The organism is Bacillus sp. IBL03825 (genome assembly GCF_024712505.1).
Lineage (GTDB): Bacteria > Bacillota > Bacilli > Bacillales > Bacillaceae_G > Bacillus_A > Bacillus_A wiedmannii.
Map to the genome: position 1 here is coordinate 1428601 of NZ_JAMXKE010000001.1, position 16682 is coordinate 1445282.

Annotated in this window: 17 protein-coding genes and 1 riboswitch; of the genes, 15 read left to right on the forward strand and 2 right to left on the reverse strand. The window is 35.4% G+C overall.

Features of this window, described 5'->3' with window-relative positions:
* The first annotated feature begins 8 nt into the window (after window positions 1–8).
* From dacB to NHG49_RS07540, 11 genes are all read left to right on the forward strand, one after another.
* Entirely contained in the window at window positions 9–1133 is a 1125-nt protein-coding gene (dacB, locus tag NHG49_RS07490) for a D-alanyl-D-alanine carboxypeptidase DacB (protein WP_064476633.1), read from the forward strand.
* Window positions 1126–1722, forward strand: coding sequence for a spore maturation protein SpmA (gene spmA, locus NHG49_RS07495; protein ID WP_000247805.1), 597 nt, complete (start codon window positions 1126–1128; stop codon window positions 1720–1722). The genes dacB and spmA overlap by 8 nt, the downstream gene beginning before the upstream one ends.
* The gene (gene spmB, locus NHG49_RS07500; protein WP_258125645.1) at window positions 1719–2249 is read left to right on the forward strand and encodes a spore maturation protein SpmB; all 531 of its coding nucleotides are present in this window, start codon (window positions 1719–1721) and stop codon (window positions 2247–2249) included. The genes spmA and spmB overlap by 4 nt, the downstream gene beginning before the upstream one ends.
* 292 nt (window positions 2250–2541) lie before the next feature.
* Window positions 2542–3270, forward strand: a complete 729-nt coding sequence (rluB, locus tag NHG49_RS07505; protein ID WP_064476632.1) for a 23S rRNA pseudouridine(2605) synthase RluB — start codon at window positions 2542–2544, stop codon at window positions 3268–3270.
* A 94-nt stretch (window positions 3271–3364) separates the two neighbouring features.
* Window positions 3365–3886 (forward strand): thiol-disulfide oxidoreductase ResA, encoded by a 522-nt coding sequence (gene resA / locus NHG49_RS07510; RefSeq protein WP_064476631.1) that lies wholly within the window; start codon window positions 3365–3367, stop codon window positions 3884–3886.
* Window positions 3887–4007: 121 nt separating this feature from the next.
* Window positions 4008–5633, forward strand: coding sequence for a cytochrome c biogenesis protein ResB (gene resB, locus NHG49_RS07515; RefSeq protein ID WP_064476630.1), 1626 nt, complete (start codon window positions 4008–4010; stop codon window positions 5631–5633).
* 14 nt (window positions 5634–5647) lie between these two features.
* Window positions 5648–6805, forward strand: coding sequence for a cytochrome c biogenesis protein ResC (resC, locus tag NHG49_RS07520; RefSeq protein WP_064476629.1), 1158 nt, complete (start codon window positions 5648–5650; stop codon window positions 6803–6805).
* Window positions 6806–7107: 302 nt separating this feature from the next.
* Window positions 7108–7824 carry a DNA-binding response regulator ResD gene (gene resD / locus NHG49_RS07525; RefSeq protein ID WP_000426862.1) on the forward strand — a complete coding sequence of 239 codons (717 nt, stop codon included), beginning with the start codon at window positions 7108–7110 and terminating at the stop codon, window positions 7822–7824.
* Complete coding sequence (resE, locus tag NHG49_RS07530) at window positions 7824–9599, forward strand: sensor histidine kinase ResE (RefSeq protein ID WP_088048398.1); 1776 nt, start codon at window positions 7824–7826, stop codon at window positions 9597–9599. The genes resD and resE overlap by 1 nt, the downstream gene beginning before the upstream one ends.
* 137 nt (window positions 9600–9736) lie before the next feature.
* Entirely contained in the window at window positions 9737–10318 is a 582-nt protein-coding gene (locus NHG49_RS07535; RefSeq protein ID WP_064476692.1) for a cob(I)yrinic acid a,c-diamide adenosyltransferase, read from the forward strand.
* A gap of 85 nt (window positions 10319–10403) precedes the next feature.
* On the forward strand, window positions 10404–11018 hold the full coding sequence (locus tag NHG49_RS07540) for a peptidoglycan DD-metalloendopeptidase family protein (RefSeq protein ID WP_064476628.1): 615 nt from the start codon (window positions 10404–10406) through the stop codon (window positions 11016–11018).
* A gap of 29 nt (window positions 11019–11047) precedes the next feature.
* On the opposite strand, the gene NHG49_RS07545 is transcribed toward NHG49_RS07540, so the two are convergent.
* A complete protein-coding gene (locus NHG49_RS07545) occupies window positions 11048–11734 on the reverse strand; it encodes a hypothetical protein (protein WP_000711806.1) in 687 nt (228 codons plus the stop codon).
* 245 nt (window positions 11735–11979) lie between these two features.
* Window positions 11980–12119, forward strand: a riboswitch (FMN riboswitch).
* A gap of 162 nt (window positions 12120–12281) precedes the next feature.
* On the opposite strand from NHG49_RS07545, the gene NHG49_RS07550 reads away from it, so the two are divergent.
* Complete coding sequence (locus tag NHG49_RS07550) at window positions 12282–12860, forward strand: ECF transporter S component (RefSeq protein ID WP_000810851.1); 579 nt, start codon at window positions 12282–12284, stop codon at window positions 12858–12860.
* Window positions 12861–12983: 123 nt separating this feature from the next.
* Here the strand turns inward: NHG49_RS07550 and NHG49_RS07555 are convergent, their stop codons facing one another.
* Complete coding sequence (locus tag NHG49_RS07555) at window positions 12984–13232, reverse strand: ferredoxin (RefSeq protein ID WP_001151994.1); 249 nt, start codon at window positions 13230–13232, stop codon at window positions 12984–12986.
* 298 nt (window positions 13233–13530) lie between these two features.
* Between NHG49_RS07555 and NHG49_RS07560 the strand changes: the two genes are divergently transcribed.
* Genes NHG49_RS07560 through NHG49_RS07570 form a run of 3 tightly spaced genes read left to right on the forward strand, consistent with a single transcriptional unit; the run spans window position 13531 to window position 16674 of the window.
* Window positions 13531–14592 (forward strand): YpbB family protein, encoded by a 1062-nt coding sequence (locus tag NHG49_RS07560; protein ID WP_064476627.1) that lies wholly within the window; start codon window positions 13531–13533, stop codon window positions 14590–14592.
* Window positions 14582–16111, forward strand: coding sequence for a RecQ family ATP-dependent DNA helicase (locus NHG49_RS07565; protein ID WP_258125646.1), 1530 nt, complete (start codon window positions 14582–14584; stop codon window positions 16109–16111). The genes NHG49_RS07560 and NHG49_RS07565 overlap by 11 nt, the downstream gene beginning before the upstream one ends.
* The gene (locus NHG49_RS07570; protein ID WP_001025763.1) at window positions 16111–16674 is read left to right on the forward strand and encodes a CPBP family intramembrane glutamic endopeptidase; all 564 of its coding nucleotides are present in this window, start codon (window positions 16111–16113) and stop codon (window positions 16672–16674) included. The genes NHG49_RS07565 and NHG49_RS07570 overlap by 1 nt, the downstream gene beginning before the upstream one ends.
* Window positions 16675–16682: the final 8 nt, after the last annotated feature.

The following is a 16682-nucleotide window of genomic DNA, read 5'->3' on the forward strand; positions in this document are numbered from 1 at the left end:
GGGGAAATATGAGACGAATTTGTGTAATAATCACGCTTCTTATTATGTACGCAAGCGTTATGCCAATTCCTACATATGCAAAGATGAACAGTAATGTCAGTGCTCGAAATGCTGTATTAATGGAGCAACAGTCCGGTCGTGTATTATACGGAAAAGCAGAACATGAGCCACAAAAAATTGCTAGTATAACAAAAATTATGACAGCCTTGTTAGCTGCTGAATCAGGAAAAATGAAAGAAATGGTATCGGTTAGTAATGAAGCGGTGAGAGTAGAAGGATCAGCAATTTATTTAAAGCCTGGACAGAAAGTAAAGTTAGAGGATTTAGTATATGGACTCATGCTTAGATCTGGTAATGATGCAGCGCAAGTAATTGCTGAAAATGTAGGAGGAAGTATAGAAGGATTCGTATATTTAATGAATGAAAAGGCGAAACAAATTGGAATGAAAGATACTCACTTTTCAAACCCACATGGTTTGGATGGAGATGGATCCCATTATTCATCAGCCTATGATATGGCACTTTTAACGAAGTATGCAATGGGGAACGAAACCTTTAAGAAGATTTTTGGGACGAAAACGTATAAATCAGATTCGTGGGATTATCCGTGGAAAAACAAACATAAACTCGTGACGTCTTATTATGAATTTGCGACAGGAGGAAAAACAGGTTTTACGAAGAAAGCAGGGCGGACACTTGTTACAACAGCATCAAAAGATGGACTAGATCTAATTGTCGTAACTTTGAGCGCTTCTAGCGATTGGGATGATCATATGAATTTATTTGATAAAGGTTTTGAACGTTTCAAGCAAACGAACGTTGTAGGACAAGGAGCTCTTGCTGAAATAACAGAAAAGAAATATGCCAATCATGTTTATATGAAAAATAGTTTTGCGGTGCCTTTAACTGAGCAAGAAAGAAAGAATGTCATATTAAAAGTTGAACTCGATAAAAGTGCAAAACTTAAGGATGGAGTAAAAGTTGGAAAGACAGAAATTTATGTTGGCAACGAGAAAGTTGGAGAACGGAATTTATTTTATAGTAAACGAAAGTTAGTAGCTACGACGGGAATGTATTGGAATAATGTGAAAGAAATTTTTTCTCATATGATAGGTGTTGGGAGCGATGGTTAATCTCGTATGGGTAGCGATGGCAGTCATAGGGATTGTATATGCCATGATAAATGGGACGATGGAAGCAATAAATAAAGCCGTATTTGACGGAGCCAAAGACGCAGTAACAATTTGTATAGGACTTATTAGTGTATTGGTATTTTGGCTCGGTTTAATGAAAATTGCAGAGGAAGCAGGGTTGTTAAAAAAGTTAGTGGCACTTTTTATGCCGATAGTAAAAAGGTTGTTTCCAGAAATACCGAAAGATCATCCGTCAATGGGATTTATTTTATCGAATATGATGGCGAACTTTTTTGGGCTAGGTAATGCAGCAACCCCTCTTGGTATTAAAGCGATGGAACAATTGAAAGAGTTAAATGGAGGAAAGGATTCGGCGAGCCGTTCTATGGTGACGTTTCTCGCGTTAAATACATCAGCGATTACTTTAATTCCTACTACTGTCATTTCGATTCGAATGACGTATGAATCAGCGAATCCTACTGAAATTGTTGGGGTAACATTCATTGCACAAGTACTCTCTATGATCGGAGCGATTTGGATTGACCGCTATTTTTACCGAAGAAGGAGTAGGAAGGGGCGGAAAAAATGAGTATTGTAAATACAATTTCATTATGGGTAATCCCTTTTGTAATTGGTTTTATCCTTTTATATGGCACGATAAAGAAAGTACCAACCTATGAATCGTTCGTTGAGGGAGGAAAAGAAGGAATTCAAATTGCAATCTCCATTTTACCGTTTATGGTTGGAATGCTCGTATCTATTTCTATATTTCGAGCTTCAGGTGCATTAGATGCAATGATATCAGTAATGAAGCCGATGTTAGATTTAATTCATGTCCCAGCAGAAATTGTTCCACTAGCACTTATACGCCCTATTTCAGGATCTGCTGGTTTAAGTATTACGACCGATTTAATTGCCACATATGGGCCAGACTCGTTTATTGGAAGATTGGCTTCTACGATGCAAGGGAGTACGGATACGACTTTTTATATTTTAACAGTATACTTCGGAGCTGTTGGAATTAGAAAAATGGGAGATGCATTAAAAGTAGGACTTTTTGCCGATTTAATCGGGATTATTTGTTCAATTGTGTTTGTTTCTTTAATGTTTAAGTAAGGCGGCTATTCATTTTTTATGCTATTTCGCTTATAATACGTATACGACCACTATTAAGGTGTTGCTTAATAGTGGTTTTTTTATGCGGTATTTTTGACAAAATGATGAACTTTTATTGTGAGCAATATGAAGAATATGGACAATAATAAAAGGTAAAAACATGATTTGCCCTTTATATGTTTATTATCATCGCTATGTTGTTTAAGTAAGATGAAGCGAAAAGCCGTCAAGCGTATGCGGTTGCCAAGTCTTTCTAATGTAAGGTAAGATAAATTCGAGGTGAAAAAAAGAAATGGAACGATTACAAAAAGTGATTGCGCAAGCAGGTATTGCATCGAGAAGAAAGGCTGAGGAATTAATTCAGCAAGGAAAAGTAAAAGTGAATGGAAAAATAGTGAAGGAGTTAGGAACGAAAGTAACTCCTCAAGATAAAGTAGAAGTAAATAACATCCCTCTTGAAAAAGAAGAACCTGTTTATTTTTTACTATATAAACCAACTGGCGTAATTTCAAGTGTATCAGATGATAAAGGAAGAAGTGTTGTAACAGACTTTTTCCCTGAAATTAGACAACGTTTATTCCCAATCGGACGCTTAGATTATGATACGTCTGGCGTATTATTGATGACAAATGATGGGGAATTTGCAAATGTATTAATGCATCCGAGATATAAAGTTGAAAAAACATATGTTGCAAAAATTAAAGGGCCATTAACAGGTGAGAAAATTCGCATGTTAGAACGAGGTGTTGCATTAGAAGATGGGAAAACAGCACCAGCACAAGTGAAAATTATTTCTTGGGACAAGCGTAAAGAGACTGCGATTGTACAATTAACGATTCATGAAGGACGTAATCGTCAAGTACGCCGCATGTTTGAAGCGTTAGATTGTAAAGTAGTGAAACTAAAGCGTGAACGCTACGCCTTTTTAGAAGTGGGTAACTTGCGACCTGGTGATGCGAGAGAATTGTCACCACATGAGGTGAAACAATTACGTGCATTGGCTTCTACAAAGCCGCGCTAATCGATAGTGTGAAACTTTCACCAGTGGAATGCTCCGCTGGTGATTTATTAAAAAATACATATATTTATCACTCGTCGAAGAGAGGGGAGACAATATGAAAAAAAATCGCTTATTATTTCGCGTTATTATTCTGCTCATTTTAAGCGGTGCTGTAGGATTTACACTTTATCAAGGATTTTTTGCTGATAAAGAGAAAATGCAAATTGGAAAAGAAGCACCTAACTTTGTTGTGACAGATTTAGAAGGAAAGAAAATTGAACTGAAAGATTTAAAGGGAAAAGGTGTATTTTTAAACTTTTGGGGCACTTGGTGTAAACCGTGTGAGAAAGAAATGCCTTATATGAACGAATTATATCCAAAGTATAAAGAAAAAGGCGTTGAAATCATTGCGTTAGATGCAGATGAAACAGATATTGCTGTTAAGAACTTTGTGAAACAATATGATTTGAAATTCCCAGTTGCTATTGATAAAGGAACAAAAATCATAGGCACATATGGGGTAGGACCATTACCGACAAGCTTTTTGATTGATAAAGATGGAATAGTAGTCGAACAAATTATAGGTGAACAAACGAAAGAACAGTTAGAAGAATATTTAAAGAAAATTACTCCGTAATAAAGAAAGCCTTTACATATGAGGTGCATACTTATAGTGCCTCTGATTTAAAAATTCTGAGTATTGCGGTAACTTGAGGTTAGAATATACAATAGTACATATAGATATAGGGGCGGTGAGAGTGTTGAAAGAAATTAAGTGTGAATGTGGACATGTTAATCCAATAGGAACTGTTTTTTGTGAAGCATGTGGGAAACCATTTGAAAGTAATGAAAATATAAAACTATTGGATATGCGCTATGAGGGGAGTGCTCGGAGATCTCTCACACAAACAAAAACGATAGTCGATAAAATTTGGAGCTTTTTCTCTTCTGTAAAAGTGGGTGTCTGGCTCATTGTAATCACTTTAGCTGCATCAGCGATAGGAACTATTTTTCCGCAAGAAATGTACATAACTCCAGGGATTGCACCAGCTGAGTATTATAAGCAAGAATATGGGTTTTTAGGGCAATTATACTATCAATTAGGATTTAATAATTTATACGGTTCGTGGTGGTATATGATTTTAATTGCTTCAATAGGTATTTCACTGGTGATATGTAGCTTAGACCGTGTTATACCACTTTATAAAGCTTTAAAGAAGCAAGGGGTGAAAAGACACCCTAGCTTTTTAAAGAGACAAAGATTATACGGGACTGGTACACCACAAGATGGTGACTTGGAAAGAGTGCAAAAGAATTTAAAGAAAGCAAACTATAATGTGAAAGTGGAAGACGGTAACATTTTAGCTGAAAAGGGACGGTTTTCACGCTGGGGTCCATATGTGAATCATATCGGTCTCATTATCTTTTTATTCGGTGCAATGCTCCGTTTTTTACCGAGTATGTACGTAGACGAAGCGCTTTGGTTACGTGATGGTGAAACGAAAGAAATACCAGGAACGGATGGTCAATACTATTTAAAAAACGAGAAATTTATAAAGGAAGTTTATGATAAAAGTAAGGACAAGGAAGTTTTTGATGAAGCAATTGACCGTGTAGGTGATAAAATGATTGCGAAAAACTTCCAAACGAATGCTGTATTATATAAAGCGGTCGGCGAAAATATAGCAGGACAAAAACCGAAATTAGAAAAAGTAAAAGAAGCGGAAATTCGAGTGAATGAACCGCTGAAATTTGATCAATTTGCTGTATATCAAGTGGATTACAAAGAAAGTGAATTTAAAAGCATGTCATTCCATTTGCAAAACAAAGAAAATAATCAAAAGTGGGGACCGATTAAAGTAGATTTAACGAATCCTACAGAAAAATTTGATTTAGGAAATGGTTATTCTTTAGAACTATTAAGCTATTTCCCTGATTTTTATTTTGACGAGAATGGAAGACCAAATACGAGAACGAAATTACCAAACAACCCTGCATTTGTGTTTAAAATGTTTACGCCTGAAACACCAGATGGTGAAGTGAGTTTTGTTGGTATTCAGCAAAATATAGAACCAGATGGGAATAACAAATATAAAATGTCCTTTGCAGGTGTTGAAATGCAAAATGCAACAGCACTTACTGTAAGGAAAGATTTAACGCTTTGGATTCTCGGTATTGGAGGATTTATATTTATGGTTGGTGTCATTCAAGGGATGTATTGGAATCATCGCCGTATTTGGATACAACGCGTTAATGATGAATGGTGGATTGCAGGACATACGAATAAAAATTGGTTCGGTTTAAAGAAAGATATTGAAAGAGTACTAGAAGGTACAGCAATTCCACAGCCAAGCGATAAAGTAGTGGATAAAAAAATTAGTTAAGGTGGGGAAACGATATGGTGCAAATAAGTAGTAACTTTCTCTTTACCGCATTTATTTTATATTTAATTGCAACTCTATTTTTCGGGGGAGCAATTAAAGAAAAAGGTCATAAATGGGCAAATATAGGAATAACGATTACAATTTTAGGGTTTATTGCACAAACAGTATATTTTGTTACGAGATGGATTGCATCAGGACATGCACCAGTTAGTAACTTTTTTGAGTTCGGTACGTTTTTCGGCATGATGCTTGTCGGAGCATTTATTGTCATGTATTTTATGTATCGCGTAAGTATAATCGGACTCTTTGCATTACCAGTTGCGCTTTTATTAATTGCCTATGCAAGTATGTTTCCGAGGGAAATATCTCCGCTTATTCCTTCTTTGAAAAGTAATTGGTTACATATTCACGTGACGACTGCAGCAGCAGGACAAGCAATTTTAGCAATTAGTTTTATTACGGGTGTTATGTATTTATTGAAAAATGTAGATCAATCAACGAGAAGTAAACGTACATTTTGGTTAGAAACGGTAGTGTTCACACTTGTTTGTACAGTTGGTTTTATTGCAGTGACAACGGTATTTTCTAGTATGAAATATGAAGCGAAGTTTCAATGGATTGATAAAAATGAACAACAAGTGGAAATGAAGTACAATCTTCCGGCTTTAGTAGGACCGCACGAAGGAAAGTTATTGACAGAAAATAAATTAGAACCGACAGTTGAAGTTCCAGCGATTGTAAATGCGAAAAAATTAAATACTGTTATTTGGTCAGTGTTAGTTGGGACATTACTTTATATTGTATTAAGACTTGTTTTACGCAAACGAGTATCGGCAGCACTTCAGCCGTTAGTAAAGAATACAAATAGTGATTTACTGGATGAAATCGGATATCGTTCTATTGCAATTGGATTCCCAGTTTTCACATTAGGTGCATTAATTTTCGCCATGATTTGGGCACAAATAGCGTGGACGCGTTTTTGGGGCTGGGATCCAAAAGAGGTTTGGGCGCTTATTACTTGGCTCTTTTATGCGGCGGTATTACATTTACGCTTATCAAAAGGGTGGCACGGAGAGAAGTCAGCGTGGTTAGCGGTAATTGGTTTTGCAATCATTATGTTTAACTTTATTGTAGTAAACTTAATTATCGCGGGTTTACATTCATACGCATAGAGAAATAAAATAGGAGAGTGAATGTCACTTTCCTATTTTATTTTTGTCAACTTTTCTTCTTTTTTGAGAAAAACATGACAAAGTAGCGGTTGATTTTGTAAAATGATGTCGAGGACATTATGTACTGTTCAAAAAAAATACATAGTTTTGGAAAAAAAATGAACAAACTTTATTATTCTTGTGAAGCATAATATGGGAAGTGAAACATTTAGAAGATTGCTTAAATAAACGAGAATAGCGCAACATACTAGTGTAGAAGGGTAGGTGTAAACCGTTGTGGTAAAAGTACGCAACGGGTAGAAATGGAAAATGAATCAAGAATTTTAATTGTAGACGATGAGGATCGTATTCGTCGTTTGTTGAAAATGTATTTAGAAAGAGAACAATACACAATTGAAGAAGCGGACAATGGTGATACAGCTTTAGAAATGGCGTTACAAAATGATTACGATTTGATCCTATTAGATCTTATGATGCCAGGTAAAGATGGTATTGAAGTGTGTAAAGGGGTTCGTGAGAAGAAAGCGACGCCAATTATTATGTTGACGGCAAAAGGTGAAGAAGTAAACCGAGTACAAGGGTTTGAGGTAGGAACTGATGATTATATTGTGAAACCATTTAGCCCACGTGAAGTAGTGCTTCGTGTGAAAGCGGTCTTACGCCGTTCTGTACCAACAACGTTCTTTACACAAGATACAACGACAAAAGATGTTACTGTGTTCCCTCATTTAACAATTGATAATGATGCACACCGTGTTACAGCAGATGGTAATGAAGTAAACTTAACACCGAAAGAGTACGAATTACTATTATTCTTAGCGAAAGCGCCTGATAAGGTATTTGATCGTGAGCAATTGTTAAAAGAAGTATGGCAATATGAATTCTTTGGAGATTTACGTACAGTTGATACGCATGTAAAGCGTTTACGTGAGAAGTTAAGCAAAAAATCACCAGATGCTGCGAAGATGATTGTTACCGTTTGGGGCGTAGGTTACAAGTTTGAGGTTGTGAACGACTGATGCTTTGGAGAAGTGTAGTAGGGAAGTTATGGATGACCATATTACTTCTCGTTTCGTTTGTGCTTGGATTTGTTGCGATTTTACTTTCACAGTTTTTTAGAACATATTATGTTGATATGAGTGAAGCTAGGCTTCAAAAAGTTGCAACAAGTGTTTCAGAGTTAATTGAAGAAGGTGCCGATGTAAAAACGATTGAGAATATCGCGTACAAATTCTCTGATCCACTTTCAAGGATCATTATTGTAGAAGATGGTAAAGAAATATCTTCTTCGCCGAAACAAGAAGGATTAGTCACTCTTACAATGGATGATTTGAAAGAAGATAAAGAATTAGCGGCTGTTTTTATAGACAAAAAAGAAATTAAGAATAACATTAGAAAAGCCTCTAATAGTAGAAAGAATAAAAACACTGAAAATGATATTATGATTGTCGGAAAACCAATGCATTCAAAAAATCAAAGTGCAGTGTTCGTATACGAATCTTTACAAGTACCGATACAAGGTATGGAGAGAACGACTGATTTTATATTCTTATCAGCAGGGATAGCGATTATATTAACAACGTTCTTTGCATTCTTCTTATCTACTCGAATTACAGCACCACTCCGTAAAATGCGTGAGGTTGCTTTTGAGGTCGCGCGTGGGAAGTTTGATGCGAAGGCTCCTATGGTATCTCAGGACGAGATTGGTGAGCTTGCAACGGCCTTAAATCAAATGGGGAAACAGTTGAAGTTTAATATGAATGCCCTGCAGCAAGAAAAAGAACAGTTAGCTAGTATTTTAAGTAGTATGGCAGATGGGGTTATTACGTTAAATCAAGAAGGTGAAGTCGTTGTAATTAATCCGCCGGCTGAACATTTCTTACAAGTTTGGCAAGAGGAAAAGGAAGTCGAGCTCAGTAAAAAACTACCTTCTGAACTTGTTGAACTATTCCATCTCGTTGTAGAAAGCGAACAACAACAAGTGGTTGAAATTAATTTACAAAAAGGGAACTATGTAGTTCTTATGACTCCGCTGTACAACCAAACGAAAATTCGCGGTGCTGTAGCTGTATTACGTGATATGACGGAAGAACGCCGTCTTGAGAAGATGCGTCAAGACTTTATTGCGAACGTATCACATGAACTTCGTACACCGATGGTAATGCTTCAAGGGTATAGTGAAGCGATTTTAGATGATATTGTGCAAACGAAAGAAGAAATTAATGAGTTTGTTCAAATCATTTATGATGAATCCGTTCGTTTAGGTAAACTTGTAAATGAATTATTAGATTTAGCGCGTATGGAAAGTGGTAATGTAGAGTTACATATAGGTGAAGTTGATATTCATCCTTTCGTTGAAAAAATAGGTCGTAAATTCCAAGGGATTGCAAAGGACAAAGAAGTCGCATTAACGGTTGATTTCCAAAATCCAATTGAGCAATACCCGTTTGATGCAGATCGTATGGAACAAGTATTGACGAATTTAATTGATAACGCAATTCGTCATACGAATGCAGGCGGACATGTAACGCTTGTAATCGATACGAAAAATAATGGTCTTACTTTTGAAGTACAAGATTCGGGCGCTGGTATTCCAGAAGAAGATATTCCATTTTTATTTGATCGTTTCTACAAAGCTGATAAAGCAAGAACACGTGGGAAAAAAGGTGGAACAGGGCTCGGGCTTGCGATTGCAAAAAACATTGTGCAAGGCCATGATGGTAAAATTGCTGTTTCAAGTGTTGTTGGAGAGGGAACTACATTCTCTGTATATTTACCGAATCGTATAATTTAGATATACGTTTTTAAAGTTGATAATGAATAAAGTTCTACTGTTTTTTATTTTTTTGTAAAATCAATTAAATAAATAATAGTAGAACTTTTTTTCTATCTCAGTCGAATGAAGAATAATAAGAGGGGTGTCGTGAAGTGATGAAATTATACACGAAAACAGGAGATAAAGGGACAACAAGTGTAATAGGCGGTAGAGTGGATAAAGATAATATCCGAGTTGAAGCATATGGCACGATAGATGAGGCGAATTCTCATATTGGATATGCAATGACTAAGCTACAAGGCGGGTCTTTTGGAGATATTTACAATGAACTTGAAAATATTCAACATGAACTATTTGATTGCGGGGGAGACTTGGCGATAGTAGAGGGGAAAATACCTTATAAAGTAACGATCAAAATGGTTGAAAGCTTAGAAAGAAGGATTGATTCGTATATAGAAGAAGCACCGCCATTAGAGCGTTTTATTTTACCGGGTGGAAGCGAGTCGGCAGCTGCTATTCATATTGCACGTACAGTTGTAAGGCGAGCAGAACGATGTGTAGTGTCCTTGCAAAAAGAAGGGGAAATAAATGAAGTTGTTCTAAAGTATGTAAATAGATTATCTGATTATTTGTTTGCGGTAGCTAGAGTAATAAACGCTCGATTACAAGTAAAAGATGTGGAGTATAATCGCAGTGCAATCGTTTTTCGTGATAAAAACGAGAAGGAAGTGGAGTGATTCACTTTCTTTTTTTGTATACTTTTTTCTGTAATATACCAAAATAAGAGAAGGTATGGTGTTAATTAGAAAACGGAGGATGTATATGAAAGTGTTAAAATATGGCGTCATGTTATTGATGGTATTGTTTTTATCTCAATTACATGTGTACGCAGAGGGAAATGAATGGACATGGCCTGTTGAAGGGCAGATAAGTGATTATTTTGGGACAAGGCATGGAAAACACTACGGTATAGATATAGCGGCACCGATTGGCACGCCTGTGGCAGCTATTCAAGAAGGTAAGGTAACAAAGTCTTATTATTCAAGTAGTTATGGAAACGTTGTATTTATTAAACATGGAGAATATGAGGCCGTGTATGCGCATTTAAATAAGAGATATGTAGTTCAAGGGGATTATATTTCAAAAGGAGAAATAATTGGAGAAGTAGGAAATACAGGAGAATCGAGAGGTGCACACTTACATTTAGAAGTTCATCAAGGAAGATGGACGATGGCGAAAAAGAATGCGATGAATCCATTGCTTGTTCTAAATGAACAGAGAAATGAAGTTGTTTCCTCATCCTTATATGTCGTCCAAAAAGGGGACACTTTAGTTAGTATTGCACGGAAATTTAGTATGTCAGTTAAGGAAGTTAAAGATAAAAATGGACTGCAGCAAGATCGAATTTATCCAAATCAACAATTATACGTAAAGTAAAAAAAGAGCTAGTTTAACTAGCTCTTTTTTTACCAAAAAATAAAGACACATATAAATCCAGAAATAGCTAAGTAGCTATATAAGTAAAATACTTTCGTTCTTGTTTTTTCGTTCGTTCGAAATAGTACAATAGTTGGTTCAATTAAACCGATTGTCAAACAAAGTAAACCAAGAAGCATACAACCGATTGAAATGGAGTACAGGGCGATTTGTGGCGCTTGAAATGGAATCATCCATTTTAATAAAAATGCAATAAGTGCAGTGTAGCAAATGCTGCCGATGTATTTATTCAACGGTGCATTAGAACGGAACCCTGGAAGTTTTTTCAAGAAAGAACGGGAAACAACTTCAGTTTGTAAAGATGTGTGCTCTTCAATTATTTTTTGAGCTTCTTTTCCTTTTTGGAAAAGGGATAGTATCCAGTTTCGCTCACCTTGAAAAATAAATTGAGAAGTTGTCAAATAATGATCCACCTTCACTTTATTCCAACTCTTCCACGGGTGACGCTCACACAGCTTTAATTTACTCTCTGTTTTTTTATCATACTGATAAATACTGATGCCATCTTCATCGAAAGCAGCATAGTATGTCTCGCTTGAGAATGTGCCTAAATCAATTGGACAGTAGAAAAGTAATTCTTTTTTTAAGTAAAAGTATTCTTTTCTTAAGTTTTTTTTCATTGTTTCTCGAATAGAGTGTCTCTTTTCTTTTTTCATGACATTTCCTCCATAATCCAGAAAATGTTCTTATCTTAACAATTCAACATCTTATCACTTTTCATTATATATGACTAGGGGATTCATAGGGGAAATGCCGAATACTAAAAAATCTGGGGTGTATTGTAAAATATAGTGATTGGTTTTGATTATATAAAATTAATAACTTATTTTTAATAAGTTACACTTTTTTTGTTCACAATACGATTATGTTGTTGTATAATAAAGTGGAAAATAGAATATCGGTCTATCTTCGGGGCAGGGTGAAAATCCCGACCGGCGGTGATGAACAGTATGTAATTTTGTTCTAAGCCCGCGAGCCGTTAAGGCAGGATTTGGTGTGATTCCAAAGCCGACAGTATAGTCTGGATGGGAGAAGATGGAGGTTCAAGCGTTCAAAAAAGATATGGATTTGAACGTCTGTTTGATGTGCCTTAAATTCTCCCTTTGTGTAAAACACAAAGGGTTTTTTCGTTCTATGAAAAAGTAGGCATAGCAGAACCTTTCCACTTTCCATGAGAAGATCGATGGAAAAGGAGAGAGAAAGATGAAACAAAAAAACAGTGTAGTGCAGATGGTGAGTGTAGCGATGCTAAGTAGTATTGCATATTTACTGATGATGTTGGATTTCCCGTTTCCAGGGCTTCCGCCATTTTTAAAAATTGATTTTAGTGATGTACCAGCTCTAATTGCAGCAATTATTTTCGGGCCAGTTGCAGGGATAATTGTAGAGGCGATAAAGAATATTTTACATTACGGAATTCAAGGGAGTTTAACGGGAGTGCCAGTTGGAGAAATTGCTAACTTTATTGCAGGGTGTTTATTTATTGGACCGGCAGCTTTCTTATTTAGAAAGTATCGTACTGTTAAGAGTTTAACGACAGGATTAATGCTAGGGACAATTACAATGGCGCTCATTATGAGTGTATTAAATTACATCATTATATTCCCAGCTTACACTTGGTTTTTAAATTCACCAGCTATGTCTAGCGAGGCTATAAGAACAACGGTTGTAACGGCAATCTTACCATTTAATTTGATTAAAGGAATTGTTGTGACAATTGTATTTGTAGCGTTATTCTCACGCCTGAAAGTATGGGTGTTTGCAAAAATGAAAAATGCATAAAATATAAAATAAAACCATTAGTAGTATGGAACTACTAGTGGTTTTTTATTAAGTAGAATGAAAATAGAAAACAAAAAATATCCCTCATATTAATGAGGGATATTTTTTGAAGTTAATAAAAGACTATTCGAATTTTAAAGAGTCGCCATCAAATGATTCATCAGCAACTTTAATTGAGTCAGTTGGACAACCTTCGAATGCATCCATCATATCTTCAATCAATACATCTGGAATTTCAACGATACCTTGGTTATCGTCTAACGTTACAAATGCAATACCTTCATCATCATAATCATAAATGTCTGGTGCAGCAGCGCCGCAAGCACCACATGCGATACAAGTATCTTTATCAACGATTGTATATTTTGCCATCTTTTTTCCCTCCTGATAATATGTATGTGAAAAGCTCGCCATAAAAATTATAACCTTATTGTAAAACGGTTTTTAAAACTTTTCAACATAAAATTATAATGATAATCCTTATCAATTAGAGTGTCAACTAATTTTTGCATTATGTCATAAGATTTTCAAAATACGTAAATGTTATTTCGTTTGGTACAATATACTATATACAAGTACATAGTGCCGATATGATAAGTTTAATGAGTAACATAGAATGGTGCAATCATACTAAAAAGTAATTAAGCTAGATTGAAAGGTGGAAGCGGTAATGCAACTACAATATACTTTATTGTATTGTTTAAAACAATTGAATGGTGAAAGGACCGTTTCTTCTATTTATTATTTATTAAAAGGAAAACGATCTTCGCAAACGTTACAAGATGGAAATATGTTCCGAATTTCATTTTTGTTTGGAATATATAAATCGTTAAATAGAACAGACTATGATCGGGAAGTTGCAAAGTTGTTGCAAGTAGATTTGATTCGAGAAATACATGAAAATACATATTTGTTAACATCTAAAGGTAAAATGCAGTTACATACATGGGAGGAAGTGTATGCTTTTCCCGCGCATTTACATGGTTTACACTATGGTGAATTAGGTGAAACATTTTGGAAACGATTATCATTAATTATTCAAACTATATCTAATTTACAACAGAATAACACGAAGTTTATTCCCATTCAACAAGATACAGAAATAATGATGTGGGTAAAACGTTTTTTAACAGGTATACCATATAGGCGAAGTGAATTGGCTAAAAGATTATGGAAAGAAATACATAATCTTTTAGGAAAAGGTGATGTGGTAGAAGCGACGATTGTAACATATAGATTAACAGGATATGAACGTATCGGTTGTACATTGCAGCAATTAGCGGAAATTACGAAACAAGATATATTCCGGGTGTATTTTTTATTTTGGGGTACAATTCACTTCTTTATACAAGAAGTTCGCGATAAAGAAAATGAATTTCCTCTATTAGCTGAGATTATCTCTTATCCAAATGAGAGAGCTGAATTATTTAGTTTATCAACGAAAAAAACATATAATTTTTGGAGACAAGGACGCTCTTTAGATGAAATAGCGACAATTAGAAATTTAAAGGTTGCAACGATAGAAGATCATTTTGTTGAAATTGCTTTGCGGGAAAAAGAGTTTTCAATCGAGATGTTTATGGAAAAAGACAAAATAGATAAAGTGACAAAAGTAATTGAGGCATTACAAACACGTAAGTTGCGTGAGTTGAAACAAGCGGTTGGAGAGGGTATCTCTTATTTTGAAGTTCGTCTTGTATTGGCGCGGATGGAGGGTATAAATGAAGCTTGAGGAATATTTATATAGATGGTTTGGATATTCTGAATTTCGTCCAGGACAAAAAGGGGTAATTACAGATTTGTTAGAAGGAAAAGATGTTATAGCAATGCTCCCGACTGGAAGAGGGAAGTCTATGTGCTATCAACTTCCTGGGTTAATGCAAGAAGGAACCGTGCTTGTTGTATCACCATTATTATCTTTGATGGAAGATCAGGTTACACAATTAAAGTATGTTGTGAAAAACCGAGTAATAGCATTTAATAGTTTTCGGACAATACATGAAAAAAGAGAAGCGATGAAAAAATTAGCTTCATATAAATTTATTTTTGTTTCACCAGAGATGTTGCAGTCGGAAGTGTTAATAAGAGAATTGAAGAAAGTTCATATTTCATTGTTTGTTGTGGATGAGGCTCATTGTATTTCACAATGGGGTTATGATTTTAGACCAGACTATAAAAAACTAAATGTAGTCATTGAGAATATCGGGTCTCCTACGGTGCTAGCATTAACGGCAACAGCGACAAAAGATGTACTCCGGGATATAGCAGAAAGTTTAGATTTGAAGAAAGTGACGCAGCATGTATACTCTATTGATCGTCCAAATATCGCAATGGAAGTACAATTTGTGGAGACGATAGAAGAGAAGAAAGAAGCGCTTTTGGACCAGGTGATGTATTTACAAGGGCCAGGGATTGTATATTGTTCAAGCAGAGCGTGGACAGAACGTTTAACGGAATATTTAAGAGGAAAAGGCGTGACTGGTGTCGCTTTTTATCATGGTGGTATGGAACATGAAGAGCGTATGTTAATTCAACAGCAGTTTATGAATGACCAGTTGCAGCTTGTAATATGTACAAGTGCTTTTGGTATGGGAGTAAATAAGTCGAATACGAGCTATATTATTCATTTTCATTATCCGACTAATGTAGCTTCCTATTTACAAGAAATCGGAAGAGCTGGAAGAGACGGTGAACCGAGTATAGCTATCTTACTATGTAGTCCGTTAGATCACGATTTACCAATTTCAATAATTGAAGATGAATTGCCAAGTCAGTCGCAAATACAATTTTTATTCTCTTTACTACAAGAAAGAATGTTTCCAACGAAAGAATTACCAATAGAAGAGGTAGAAGAAATTTGTTATAATGCAGCAAGATTTAATGAACAGTATTGGCGTTTCATCCGCTATCATCTCGAACAGCTTGGAATCATACAACAGCGAAAATTAAAATTAGAGAGCTTGTCAGATGAAATTATGAACAGATTAATAGCTGAAGTAGAAATAAGGCTACGTAATAAATATAGTGAGCTAGAAAACATGAAATCGTGGATACAAGTGAAAGAATGTAGGCGTGAATATTTGTTGCAACAGTTCGGTTATAGAAAAGAGAACGAGTTGAAAAATTGCTGTGACTATTGTGGTATTACAAAAACAGATTATAAAAAAAGACAAGCGCAACAATCGGATTTCGACTATAATTGGGAAACAGAGTTACAAAAGCTTTTCGGTCTAGAAAAGATGGGGGAATGATGAACATTCAAAGGCATAATATTGAAGATATGAGTCCGAAAGAAATAAGGCTGAATCTGTATATCACACAGTTCATTATTATCGGTATCGGTTGTTTACTAGCATATATATTATTCCGAGATATAAAATCGGTGTATAGTCTGTGGAAGTGGGAACCGGTGTCTATACTTATAATAGGTGGCTTGTTGGCGATTGGTATTGTGTTATTAGATTATGTTGCAATGCGAGTATTTCCAGAGTCTTGGTTTGATGATGGTGGTATTAACGATAAGATGTTTCAAGGAATGTCAGTTATGCACCTACTCGTTATTACGTTCATTATCGGCTTTGCAGAAGAATTTTTATTTAGAGGTGTAGTGCAGACGCACTTTGGAATTGTAATAGCCAGTTTAGTATTTGCAGTGTTACATATTCGGTATATAACAAAGCCATTTTTGTTTTGTTTCGTCTGTTTCATTAGTTTTGTCTTTGGTTATGTATTTGAATGGACAGGGAATTTGTTTATAACAATCTTTGCACACTTTCTTGTTGATTTTATAATGGGACTCCAATTAAGAAAATAAATGGAAGG

Excerpts from the sequence above, each read along its gene's own strand:
- dacB (WP_064476633.1), top strand. The coding sequence starts at position 9 with ATGAGACGAATTTGTGTAATAATCACGCTTCTTATTATGTACGCAAGC.
- spmA (WP_000247805.1), top strand. The coding sequence starts at position 1,126 with ATGGTTAATCTCGTATGGGTAGCGATGGCAGTCATAGGGATTGTATAT.
- spmB (WP_258125645.1), top strand. The coding sequence starts at position 1,719 with ATGAGTATTGTAAATACAATTTCATTATGGGTAATCCCTTTTGTAATT.
- rluB (WP_064476632.1), top strand. The coding sequence starts at position 2,542 with ATGGAACGATTACAAAAAGTGATTGCGCAAGCAGGTATTGCATCGAGA.
- resA (WP_064476631.1), top strand. The coding sequence starts at position 3,365 with ATGAAAAAAAATCGCTTATTATTTCGCGTTATTATTCTGCTCATTTTA.
- resC (WP_064476629.1), top strand. The coding sequence starts at position 5,648 with ATGGTGCAAATAAGTAGTAACTTTCTCTTTACCGCATTTATTTTATAT.
- resD (WP_000426862.1), top strand. The coding sequence starts at position 7,108 with ATGGAAAATGAATCAAGAATTTTAATTGTAGACGATGAGGATCGTATT.
- resE (WP_088048398.1), top strand. The coding sequence starts at position 7,824 with ATGCTTTGGAGAAGTGTAGTAGGGAAGTTATGGATGACCATATTACTT.
- NHG49_RS07535 (WP_064476692.1), top strand. The coding sequence starts at position 9,737 with ATGAAATTATACACGAAAACAGGAGATAAAGGGACAACAAGTGTAATA.
- NHG49_RS07540 (WP_064476628.1), top strand. The coding sequence starts at position 10,404 with ATGAAAGTGTTAAAATATGGCGTCATGTTATTGATGGTATTGTTTTTA.
- NHG49_RS07545 (WP_000711806.1), bottom strand. The coding sequence starts at position 11,734 with ATGAAAAAAGAAAAGAGACACTCTATTCGAGAAACAATGAAAAAAAAC.
- NHG49_RS07550 (WP_000810851.1), top strand. The coding sequence starts at position 12,282 with ATGAAACAAAAAAACAGTGTAGTGCAGATGGTGAGTGTAGCGATGCTA.
- NHG49_RS07555 (WP_001151994.1), bottom strand. The coding sequence starts at position 13,232 with ATGGCAAAATATACAATCGTTGATAAAGATACTTGTATCGCATGTGGT.
- NHG49_RS07560 (WP_064476627.1), top strand. The coding sequence starts at position 13,531 with ATGCAACTACAATATACTTTATTGTATTGTTTAAAACAATTGAATGGT.
- NHG49_RS07565 (WP_258125646.1), top strand. The coding sequence starts at position 14,582 with ATGAAGCTTGAGGAATATTTATATAGATGGTTTGGATATTCTGAATTT.
- NHG49_RS07570 (WP_001025763.1), top strand. The coding sequence starts at position 16,111 with ATGAACATTCAAAGGCATAATATTGAAGATATGAGTCCGAAAGAAATA.